Source organism: Streptomyces hirsutus, from assembly GCF_001418415.1.
GTDB classification, from domain to species: Bacteria; Actinomycetota; Actinomycetes; order Streptomycetales; family Streptomycetaceae; genus Streptomyces; species Streptomyces hirsutus.
The window spans coordinates 1-10,850 of sequence record NZ_LIQT01000450.1 but is presented as its reverse complement, the minus strand read 5'-3'; the positions used below and the strand labels follow the sequence as shown (position 1 = coordinate 10,850).

The following is a 10,850-nucleotide window of genomic DNA, read 5'->3' as shown; positions in this document are numbered from 1 at the left end:
GTTCCGGGCGGGGGAGCGGAGGGGCACTGTAGGGAGAGCGGATTCCCGGAACAGATTCCTCACTCGCATCGCCCCGGCCCCACGCGACCGGAGTGAACCCTAGGCGGTGACAGGCACATGGCACTGGGTACGGTCACGGCGCCCCACGAGCTGCGGTTCGACACCGGGCGGATCTGTCTGGATCTCCTCGCGACCACGCATCCCGAGGAACGGCTCGGCTCCGTCGACGTGCTGAGCGCCTGGATCACCGGCTCCGGACTCGTCCCGGCCGACACCCCGCTGACCCACGCCGACGGCGCCTGGCCGGTCGCCTTCCGCGAACTGCGCGGCCACCTCGCCCGCCTGGTGCACGGCCGGCCGGCGCCCGGCAGCGCCGCGTACGGCCTCGCGCTCACCCGCGTCAACGAGATCGCCCGCGCCGCGCCCCCGGCGCCGCACNNGATCGGGCAGTTGTCGCCCTCGCACTGCCGCAGGCACGCGCGCGCGTGCCTGCGGCAGTGCGAGGGCGACAACTGCCCGATCGTCTACCTGGACACCTCGCGGGGCCGCCGCAGGCGCTGGTGCTCCAGCGAGGTCTGCGGAAACCGCGAGCGCGTGGCACGCCACCGCCGCAGGGCCGCCGCCCTCACCCGCGCCTGATCCGGCCTCACCTCACGGGCACCCTCAACTCCACTGTCCCGTATGCGGCTTGCGTCACCCCTTCCGCCATTTCCTGTCGCTTGCCGCCCCTCAAGTGGTCAAGTGACTTCGCTCACGCCCGGTTTGCCCTGCGGTCGGCACGGGCAACCCGGCTCGCCGTCGGCCCGTGGTGGAAATGTGAAGAAGAAGCGGGGGGAATGTGCTCCCATGTCCCGGTCTTCGTCCCGCCCTTCAAGAAACTGCCACCTCGCGTTGAACACCCCACGCGCCACGTCCGTACCCGATGTCGAGCGACCGACGGGGGGATCCCCGGGACACCGGAGGTGGGCGTGCGCAAGGATGCGGCCGTGGCCAATGAACGCGGAGCGAGGGCCCGACATCGCATGTCCCCGTCCTCGTCGAACGAACCCGACGAGGAGTTGATGCGTGCGCTGTATCGGGAGCACGCCGGGCCTTTGCTCGCCTACGTCCTTCGGCTGGTCGCCGGTGACCGGCAGCGAGCCGAGGACGTCGTGCAGGAGACGCTCATCCGTGCCTGGAAGAACGCCGGTCAGCTCAATCGGGCGACCGGATCGGTACGCCCCTGGCTGGTGACGGTCGCCCGGCGCATCGTCATCGACGGCCACCGCAGTCGGCAGGCCCGGCCGCAGGAGGTCGATCCGTCGCCGCTGGAGGTCATCCCCGCGGAGGACGAGATCGACAAGGCGCTGTGGCTGATGACGCTGTCGGACGCACTCGACGACCTGACCCCTGCCCACCGGGAGGTCCTCGTCGAGACGTACTTCAAGGGACGTACCGTGAACGAGGCGGCCGAGACCCTCGGGATACCCAGCGGCACGGTGCGCTCCAGGGTGTTCTACGCCCTGCGTTCGATGAAGCTGGCACTGGAGGAGCGGGGGGTGACGGCGTGATGAGCGTGTACGGGGGATTCGGAGCGGGCGGTACGGGTATGTCTGGTGCCATGCAGGAATCACCGGCGCCGAACGAGCACGAGACCGTCGGTGCCTACGCCCTCGGCATCCTCGACGATGCCGAGGCCACCGCGTTCGAGTCGCACCTCGCCGGCTGCGAGTGGTGCGCCCAGCAGCTCGACGAACTCGCCGGTATGGAACCGATGCTGGCCGCCCTCGCGGACCTGCCCGGCACCGGCACACCGTCGCTCGGCGAGTCGCTGTCGGCCAAGCCGGCGCCACGCGTGGTGGAGAAGCTGGTCGACGAGGTCGCCGAACGCCGCGCCAAGAAGCGCCGCCGCAACTTCTACATGGTCGCCGCCGCGGGCGCCCTGATCGTCAGCGGCCCCTTCGTCGCCGTCGCGGCGAACGGCGGGGGCGACGGCGGCAGCGGGGGCGGCGGCACCAACCGCACCCTCTCCGCCGACCCCGCGAAGGACCTCTTCGACCAGATCCCCGACAAGCTCACGGCCACCGACCCGGGCACCGGGGTCTCCGTGACCGTGGCGGTCCAGGAGAAGGACTGGGGCACCGGCCTCGCCGCGCAGATCACCAACGTCAAGGGCTCCAAGAAGTGCGCCCTGATCGTCGTCGGCAAGAACGGCGAGCGGGAGACCGCGACCTCCTGGACCGTCCCGGAGTGGGGCTACGGCCTGCCGGACGCCACGACGGACAAGGCCAAGCTGCCGCTCCACGTCCAGGGCGGCGCCTCGTTCGATCCCGACGAGATCGACAGCTACGAGATCGTGACGTTCGACGGCGAGAAGCTCGTCGAGGTCGACGCGTAGCAGGACGGGCCCCCTTCGCGTACGGTTGACGGCTGCCCAGCACGTCAGAAGGGGGCCCGGTGGCCGCTCAGGCTCAGCAGCAAACCGCGGTCGATCCGGTTCACGATTCCGTGCGCGACCGGGAGATCAGCGGCGAACAGGAACACCTCGACCGGGTGTACCGGCGACTCGAGGAAAAAATCCACGAGGCCGAGTTCCTCATGCACGACGCCGCCCGGCGCGGCCAGGTCGGCACGCCCGGCGCGCTCGCCGAACGGGACGCCCAGGTCTTCCGGGCCGGCGTCCACCTCAACCGGCTGAACAACGAGTTCGAGGACTTCCTCTTCGGCCGGATCGACCTGCTCCTCGGCAAGGACGGCAAGAAGGGGCCCGACGGCGCCTACACCGCCGTCGAGCCCGCCGAGGGCGCTGTCCGCCCCGACCACACCGCGGACATCGCCGAGACGCTGCACATCGGCCGGATCGGCGTCCTCGACGAGAACTACACCCCGCTGGTCATCGACTGGCGGGCGCCCGCCGCCGCCCCGTTCTACCGGTCCACCCCGGTCGACCCGGGCCGGGTGGTGCGCCGGCGCGTCATCCGCTCCAAGGGCCGCAGGGTCCTCGGCGTCGAGGACGACCTCATGCGCCCCGAGCTGACGGCCTCCCTGGACGGCCGCGAGCTGCCCGTCATCGGCGACGGCGCGCTGATGGCCGCGCTCGGCCAGGCCCGGACGCACAGCATGCGGGACATCGTCGCCTCCATCCAGGCCGAGCAGGACCTGGTGATCCGCGCCCCCGCCGCCTCCGTGACCTACGTCGAGGGCGGCCCCGGCACCGGCAAGACCGCCGTCGCCCTGCACCGCGCCGCCTACCTGCTCTACCAGGACCGGCGCCGGTACGCGGGCGGCATCCTGATCGTCTCGCCCACCCCGCTCCTGGTCGCCTACACCGAGGGCGTCCTGCCCTCCCTCGGCGAGGAGGGCCAGGTCGCCATCCGCGCCATCGGCTCCCTGGTCGACGGCGCCGAGGCCACCCTGTACGACACCCCGGCGGTGGCCCGCGCCAAGGGCTCGTCCCGCATGCTCGGGGTGATCCGGAAGGCTGCGCGCGGCGCCCTGGAGAGCGCCGCCACGCCGACCCGGCTGCGCGTCGTCGCCTTCGGCCGGCGGCTCGAACTGGACGCCGACGAACTGGCGGCCGTCCGCCACGCCGCCCTCGGCGGCACCGCCCCGGTGAACCTGCTGCGCCCCCGTGCCCGCAAACTGCTCCTGGACGCCCTGTGGAAGCGCTCCGGCGCGGGCGGCCGGCACACCGACCCGGAGCTGGCCGCCGAACTGCGCTCCTCCTTCGACGACGACATCACCACCGAGGACGACTTCCTCGCCTTCTTCGCCGCCTGGTGGCCCGAGCTGACCCCGGCCGCCGTGCTGGACGCCATGGCCGACGAGCGGCGCCTCGGCCGCTGGGCCCGGCGTGTCCTCAACCCGGGCGAGGTCCGCAAGGTCGCCCGCTCGCTGCGGCGGGACGGCCGGTCGGTGCACGACATCGCGCTGCTCGACGAACTCCAGGCCGTCCTCGGCGCCCCCGCCCGCCCCCGGCGCAGGCGGGAGCTCGACCCGCTGGACCAGCTCACCGGCCTGGAGGAGCTGATGCCGGTGCGCGAGGAGTCGCAGCGTGAGCGGGCCGAACGCCTCGCCCAGGAACGCACCGAGTACGCCCATGTCATCGTCGACGAGGCCCAGGACCTCACCCCCATGCAGTGGCGCATGGTCGGCCGGCGCGGCCGGCACGCCACCTGGACGGTCGTCGGCGACCCCGCCCAGTCGTCCTGGTCCGACCCCGACGAGGCCGCCCAGGCCCGCGACGAGGCCCTCGGCAGCAGGCCCCGCCGCCGCTTCGAGCTCACCGTGAACTACCGCAACCCGGCCGAGATCGCCGCACTCGCCGCCAGGGTGCTCGCGCTCGCCATGCCGGGCTCGGTGTCGCCGAGGGCGGTGCGCTCCACCGGCGTCGAACCGCGCTTCGTGACGACGGGCAGGGGGCAGGGGCATGGGCAGGGCCAGGTGCCGGTGCAGGCGAACGGCGCCGGTGCGGGCGCGTCGCTCGCCGAGACCGTGCGCGCGGAGACGGCCCGGCTGCTGGAGCGGGTGGACGGCACGGTCGGTGTGGTCGTCGCCATGCAGCGCCGCGAGGAGGCGCGGCGCTGGCTGGACGGGCTCGGCGACCGTGCGGTGGCCCTCGGCAGCCTGGAGGCGAAGGGCCTGGAGTACGACGCGACGATCGTGGTCTCCCCGGCCGAGATCGCCGACGAGTCCCCGGCCGGCCTGCGCGTCCTGTACGTCGCCCTGACCCGCGCCACCCAGCAGCTCACCGTCGTCTCCACCGAACGCGACGAGCCGGACGCATCCGGCGTCCCGGACCTGCTGCGGGACTGACGATCCGCCGGTCGACCGGCATCCGTCGGCGTCCCTCGGCAAATGACCCGCCCGCGGGAATGGTCCTACGGCATCCGTTTGTTAGCCTGGCAAGTGACACCGGCCCGATCCAAGCCCCCGGGCCCAACCTTCGTCGCTACGAGCGACCACTTGCCGCGAGGCGAGCATGGCGGGTCGGTGTCACTGAACAACCGAGAGGCCCACGTCACTTCCGGGTGGCGTGGGCCTCTCGCGTTGACTTACGAACGGCCCCCGACTTCTCGTATGGTGGAACAGTCTTTCCGGCAGTTTTCGCAGTTACCCGCTTCCGCCATGACCAAAACGTTCGCAATCGGATGCGGCTACCGCGTACTCGGCGGTAGGTGCGACGATCGGACGGCACAAAGCAGCTACACGGTGAAAGCAGAGGAAGTCGGCCATGGCAACGGCGCCCAGCGTCTCCTACTCGATGACCATCCGGCTGGAGGTACCGGCGAGCGGAGCCTCCGTCTCTCAGCTCACCACCGCCGTGGAGTCCTCCGGCGGCACGGTCACCGGTCTCGACGTCACCGCGTCCGGCCACGAGAAGCTCCGTATCGACGTCACCATCGCGGCCACCTCCACCGGTCACGCCGAAGAGATCGTGGAGAAGCTCCGCGGGGTCGAGGGCGTCAGCCTGGGCAAGGTCTCGGACCGTACGTTCCTGATGCACCTCGGCGGCAAGATCGAGATGGCGTCCAAGCACCCCATCCGCAACCGTGACGACCTCTCCATGATCTACACGCCGGGCGTGGCCCGCGTCTGCATGGCCATCGCCGAGAACCCCGAGGACGCCCGCCGCCTCACCATCAAACGCAACTCCGTTGCGGTCGTGACGGACGGCTCCGCCGTGCTGGGCCTGGGGAACATCGGTCCGAAGGCGGCCCTGCCCGTGATGGAGGGCAAGGCCGCCCTGTTCAAGCGGTTCGCCGGCATCGACGCCTGGCCGCTCTGCCTCGACACGCAGGACACCGACGCGATCGTCGAGGTCGTCAAGGCGATCGCCCCGGGCTTCGCCGGCATCAACCTGGAGGACATCTCCGCGCCGCGCTGCTTCGAGATCGAGGCCCGGCTGCGCGAGGCCCTCGACATCCCCGTCTTCCACGACGACCAGCACGGCACCGCGATCGTCGTCCTCGCGGCCCTGACCAACGCGCTGCGGGTCACCGGCAAGGCGATCGAGAACATCAGGGTCGTCATGTCCGGCGCCGGCGCGGCCGGCACGGCCATCCTCAAGCTGCTCCTCGCGGCCGGGGTGAAGAACGCCGTCGTGGCCGACATCCACGGTGTGGTGCACGCGGGCCGCGCGGATCTGGTGGACGCCCCCGCCGACTCCCCGCTGTGCTGGATCGGCGACCACACCAACCCGGAGAACCTGACCGGCACGCTGAAGGAGGCCGTGCGCGGCGCGGACGTCTTCATCGGCGTCTCCGCCCCGAACGTCCTCGACGGCGACGACATCGCCGCGATGGCCGACGGCGCGATCGTCTTCGCGCTCGCGAACCCCGACCCCGAGGTGGACCCGGGCGTCGCCCGCCAGACCGCGGCCGTGGTGGCCACCGGCCGCTCCGACTTCCCGAACCAGATCAACAACGTGCTGGTGTTCCCGGGTGTGTTCCGCGGCCTGCTGGACGCCCAGTCCCGTGCCGTCAACACCGAGATGATGCTCGCCGCCGCGCAGGCCCTGGCCGACGTGGTCACCGAGGACGAGCTGAACCCGAACTACATCATCCCGAGCGTGTTCAACGACAAGGTCGCGGGCGCGGTCGCCGGTGCCGTGCGGGAAGCCGCGAAGAGCACGGAGGCCTCGGCCACGGCCGTCTAGTGGGAGGCCCCGGAAGCCGCCGAGGCTGTGACCATCACCACGGTAGGTGTGCGGTCGGCGCGTCGTGGAACCCGTGACACACGGCCGCCCTTTAGGGTGGCGGCCGTGGCTCGGACCCCCGGTGTCCGCGGTCCGCTGCCGGTAGCGGACGCAGCGTCACCGTCGGTCGGGCCGTGGGAGTCTCCCGGATGACTCCCACGGGTGACTCCATGGGTGGTATCGCGGCTCCTGCGGGTGCCGGATTGGCTTTACCGCCGCAGGTAGAGGCAGGATGCTCCACCGGGACCACGTTCAGGGGGCAGCATCTCCAGGTGCGTGCGGGCCCGAGTAAGTACCCGGGTCCGGGGCACTCACCGAGGACCCTGGCAGCATCGGCTTGGTCGTGCCCCAAGTGCGGCCCCGCCGCGTGGCACGCCTCAACGGCAAGAAGAACACGGGAGTAAGAACATGAACCGCAGTGAGCTGGTGGCCGCGCTGGCCGACCGCGCCGAGGTGACCCGCAAGGACGCCGACGCCGTGCTGGCCGCGTTCGCCGACATCGTCGGCGACATCGTCTCCAAGGGCGACGAGAAGGTCACCATCCCCGGTTTCCTGACCTTCGAGCGCACCCACCGTGCCGCTCGCACCGCGCGCAACCCGCAGACCGGCGAGCCGATCCAGATCCCGGCCGGCTACAGCGTGAAGGTCTCCGCGGGCTCGAAGCTCAAGGAAGCCGCCAAGGGCAAGTAATCCTGCCGTTCGTACGTCCCGGGACGGCGTACGACGCATAGTGACGCCAAAGGGGCGGCCACCGATCGGGTGGCCGCCCCTTTGGCGAGACCGAAACCAGCCGGACGGGAGCCGCCCCGGTAACCCGGTCGGCCCAGCGGCTTGCCGGGAAACCCGGCCTTCGCCCCCGGCTCCACCGGCTTGTCCACGCCGTGTCCGCCCGGGGCGACCCCCGGGCCCCCGGCCGGGGGCCCGTCGCCGGTGCCGCGGTCGTCGGGTTCCGTCCGTCAGCCCAGCGCCTTGCCGGGAAGCTCGACCTTCGCGCCCAGCTCCACCAGCTTGTCCATGAAGTTCTCGTAGCCGCGGTTGATCAGGCCGATGCCGTGGACGCGGGACGTGCCCTGGGCGGCGAGGGCGGCGATCAGGTAGGAGAAGCCGCCGCGCAGGTCGGGGATGACCAGGTCGGCGCCCTGGAGCCGGGTCGGGCCCGAGACGACGGCCGAGTGGAGGAAGTTGCGCTGGCCGAAGCGGCAGTGGGAGCCGCCCAGGCACTCGCGGTAGAGCTGGATGTGCGCCCCCATCTGGTTGAGCGCCGAGGTGAAGCCGAGCCGGGACTCGTAGACCGTCTCATGGACGATGGACAGCCCCGTCGCCTGGGTCAGGGCGACCACCAGCGGCTGCTGCCAGTCGGTCTGGAAACCCGGGTGGACGTCCGTCTCCAGCGCGATCGACTTGAGCTGGCCGCCCGGGTGCCAGAACCGGATGCCCTTGTCGTCGATCTCGAAGGCGCCGCCCACCTTCCGGTAGGTGTTCAGGAACGTCATCATCGAGCGCTGCTGGGCGCCGCGGACGTAGATGTTGCCCTCGGTGGCCAGCGCCGCGGACGCCCAGGAGGCCGCCTCCAGGCGGTCGGGGAGGGCGCGGTGGTTGTAGCCGCCGAGCTTGTCCACACCGGTGATGCGGATGGTCCGGTCGGTGTCCATCGCGATGATCGCGCCCATTTTCTGCAGGACGCAGATCAGGTCCTCGATCTCCGGCTCCACCGCCGCGTTGGACAGCTCGGTGACGCCCTCCGCGAGGACCGCCGTCAGCAGCACCTGCTCCGTCGTGCCGACGGACGGGTACGGCAGCTTGATCTTCGTGCCGCGCAGCCGCTGCGGGGCCTCCAGGTACTGGCCGTCCGCCCGCTTCTCGATCGTCGCGCCGAACTGGCGCAGCACGTCGAAGTGGAAGTCGATCGGCCGGCCGCCGATGTCGCAGCCGCCCAGACCGGGGATGAACGCGTGCCCGAGCCGGTGCAGCAGCGGGCCGCAGAACAGGATCGGGATGCGGGACGAACCCGCGTGGGCATCGATGTCGGCGACGTTGGCGCTCTCCACCCGCGTGGGGTCGAGCACCAGTTCACCGGGCTCGTCGCCGGGACGGACCGTCACCCCGTGCAGCTGGAGCAGTCCTCGTACGACCCGCACGTCACGGATGTCCGGAACGTTGCCCAGTCGGCTCGGCTCACTGCCCAGCAGAGCGGCGACCATGGCCTTCGGTACGAGGTTCTTCGCACCGCGGACACGGATCTCCCCCTCCAGTGGGGTTCCGCCGTGGACAAGCAGGACGTCTTCAGCGCCGTTGACGGTCATGGATCTCGCGTTCCGTGGAGGGGGGCAGGGGCCAGAAGGGCAAGGGTAGTCGCCCCCCACGCCGGTTCCACCAGCCCGTGCACGACCCGGTCCCGTCCCCGGGTCCACCACGACACGAGCAGTTCCCCTCCGGCCACTCGGGGTGACCGCCGTCACCGTGCGCCGGCGGTGCTTCCGTACGCCCGCAGGGCGCCCGAAGCCCGCTCCGGCCCGCCGTGACCGGCGCCTCACCAGGCCGCTCGCGGGCCGGCCGGCCGCGTTCACCCCCGTACTCCGATTGCCTCCCCACGGAAAGGGAAGATGCGGGATCATGTCTGGCATGACCGAGGTGTCCTCGCTCACAGGGCGGCTGCTCGTGGCCACACCCGCCCTGGCGGACCCGAACTTCGACCGTGCGGTCGTCCTCCTCCTCGACCACGACGAGGAGGGCTCCCTCGGCGTCGTGCTCAACCGCCCGACCCCGGTGGACGTGGGGGACATCCTGGAGGGCTGGGCGGACCTGGCCGGCGAACCCGGAGTCGTCTTCCAGGGCGGCCCGGTGTCGCTGGACTCGGCCCTCGGTGTCGCCGTCGTCCCCGGCGGGACGGGCGGCGGGGCCGCCCCGCTGGGCTGGCGCCGGGTCTACGGGGCGATCGGACTGGTCGACCTGGAGGCGCCGCCGGAGCTGCTCGCGGCCGCTCTCGGCTCGCTGCGCATCTTCGCCGGATACGCGGGCTGGGGTCCCGGCCAGCTGGAGGACGAGCTGCTGGAAGGCGCCTGGTACCTCGTGGAGTCGGAGCCCGGCGACATCTCGTACCCGGTGCCGGAGCGGCTCTGGCGCGAGGTGCTGCGCCGTCAGCGCAGCGAGCTGGCGATGGTGGCCACCTATCCGGACGACCCTTCGCTCAACTGATGCGTGTGACCTTCAGTACCCTTTGTTTCATGAGCACTCTTGAGCCCGAGCGCGGGACTGGTACGGGGACCCTCGTAGAGCCGACGCCGCAGACCTCTCACGGCGACGGCGACCACGAGCGCTACGCCCACTACGTCCAGAAGGACAAGATCATGGCGAGCGCCCTGGACGGCACGCCCGTCGTGGCGCTGTGCGGCAAGGTGTGGGTGCCGGGCCGGGACCCGAAGAAGTACCCCGTCTGCCCCATGTGCAAGGAGATCTACGAGTCCATGAGCGGCGACGGCGACGACAAGGGCAAGGGCGGCAAGGGCAAGGGCGACAAGTAGCCGCGCCCGCCTCGCTCTCGGGGCCCCCGGGCGCGTTTTGCGTGCCCTGGGGGCCTTTGTGATGCCCGCGCGTTGCACGGAATGCGTCAGCCGGTCACAGAGTGGTGGAGACCTCTTGTGGGCTCGTTCGCCTAGTCCCTAGCCTCCGGTGTTGTTGTGCACAGCGAAACCAGCGTTGCGCATGTTGCAATACTTCACCGGAGGAAGCAGTCCATGAAGCTGTCCGTCCGTCTGGTCGCCCTCGCGGCCGTCATCGCCACCGCCGCCTGCGCGCCCCAGACCTCCGGGGATTCCTCCTCCGGCAAGGACGAGAAGACCGGAACCTTACGCGTCTGGCTCTTCCAGGAGGTGAACAACGCACCCAAGGAAAAGGTCGTCGAGTCCGTCGTCGCCGGATTCGAGAAGGCGCACGACGGCACCGAGGTCACCGTCGAGTACATCCCGGTCGAGACCCGCGCCGAGCGCATCAAGGCCGCCTTCAACGACCCGAAGTCCGCGCCCGACCTCGTCGAGTACGGCAACACGGACACCGCCGGCTACGTGAAGGACGGCGGACTCGCCGACGTCACCGAGGAGTTCGGCGCCTGGGACGAGGCCAAGGACACCGACCCGACCGCCCGGCAGTCGGTCACCGTCGACGGCAAGGTCTACGG

At 71.1% G+C, this 10,850-nt stretch carries 10 protein-coding genes and 1 pseudogene; 10 read left to right on the top strand and 1 reads right to left on the bottom strand.

The features are described 5' to 3' along the window. Window positions 1–117 precede the first annotated feature (117 nt). From AOK11_RS45555 to AOK11_RS30155, 7 genes and pseudogenes are all read left to right on the top strand, one after another. Window positions 118–438, top strand: a pseudogene (locus AOK11_RS45555) (ABATE domain-containing protein); the annotation flags it as partial. Window positions 439–440: 2 nt separating this feature from the next. Continuing rightward, window positions 441–639, top strand: a 199-nt coding sequence (locus AOK11_RS45550; RefSeq protein ID WP_240497546.1) for a CGNR zinc finger domain-containing protein, incomplete at its 5' end; no start/stop codon positions are given. 323 nt (window positions 640–962) lie between these two features. After that, a complete protein-coding gene (locus AOK11_RS30175; protein WP_074993260.1) occupies window positions 963–1,550 on the top strand; it encodes a sigma-70 family RNA polymerase sigma factor in 588 nt (195 codons plus the stop codon). Between the two features lie 50 nt (window positions 1,551–1,600). Next, complete coding sequence (locus tag AOK11_RS30170; protein WP_055596874.1) at window positions 1,601–2,377, top strand: anti-sigma factor family protein; 777 nt, start codon at window positions 1,601–1,603, stop codon at window positions 2,375–2,377. Window positions 2,378–2,436: 59 nt separating this feature from the next. Beyond that, window positions 2,437–4,794 carry a HelD family protein gene (locus AOK11_RS30165; RefSeq protein ID WP_055596872.1) on the top strand — a complete coding sequence of 786 codons (2,358 nt, stop codon included), beginning with the start codon at window positions 2,437–2,439 and terminating at the stop codon, window positions 4,792–4,794. 418 nt (window positions 4,795–5,212) lie between these two features. Continuing rightward, the gene (locus AOK11_RS30160) at window positions 5,213–6,637 is read left to right on the top strand and encodes an NAD-dependent malic enzyme (protein WP_055596871.1); all 1,425 of its coding nucleotides are present in this window, start codon (window positions 5,213–5,215) and stop codon (window positions 6,635–6,637) included. A gap of 447 nt (window positions 6,638–7,084) precedes the next feature. Further along, window positions 7,085–7,366, top strand: a complete 282-nt coding sequence (locus AOK11_RS30155; RefSeq protein ID WP_042173245.1) for an HU family DNA-binding protein — start codon at window positions 7,085–7,087, stop codon at window positions 7,364–7,366. 266 nt (window positions 7,367–7,632) lie between these two features. On the opposite strand, the gene murA is transcribed toward AOK11_RS30155, so the two are convergent. Beyond that, window positions 7,633–8,979, bottom strand: a complete 1,347-nt coding sequence (gene murA / locus AOK11_RS30150; RefSeq protein WP_055596870.1) for a UDP-N-acetylglucosamine 1-carboxyvinyltransferase — start codon at window positions 8,977–8,979, stop codon at window positions 7,633–7,635. A 319-nt stretch (window positions 8,980–9,298) separates the two neighbouring features. On the opposite strand from murA, the gene AOK11_RS30145 reads away from it, so the two are divergent. The 3 genes from AOK11_RS30145 to AOK11_RS30135 form a co-directional block, all read left to right on the top strand. Further along, window positions 9,299–9,871, top strand: coding sequence for a YqgE/AlgH family protein (locus AOK11_RS30145; RefSeq protein ID WP_055596869.1), 573 nt, complete (start codon window positions 9,299–9,301; stop codon window positions 9,869–9,871). A 29-nt stretch (window positions 9,872–9,900) separates the two neighbouring features. Then, window positions 9,901–10,197, top strand: coding sequence for a DUF3039 domain-containing protein (locus AOK11_RS30140; protein WP_055596868.1), 297 nt, complete (start codon window positions 9,901–9,903; stop codon window positions 10,195–10,197). A 213-nt stretch (window positions 10,198–10,410) separates the two neighbouring features. Continuing rightward, on the top strand, window positions 10,411–10,850 hold a 440-nt coding region (locus AOK11_RS30135), incomplete at its 3' end, for an extracellular solute-binding protein (protein ID WP_157869478.1).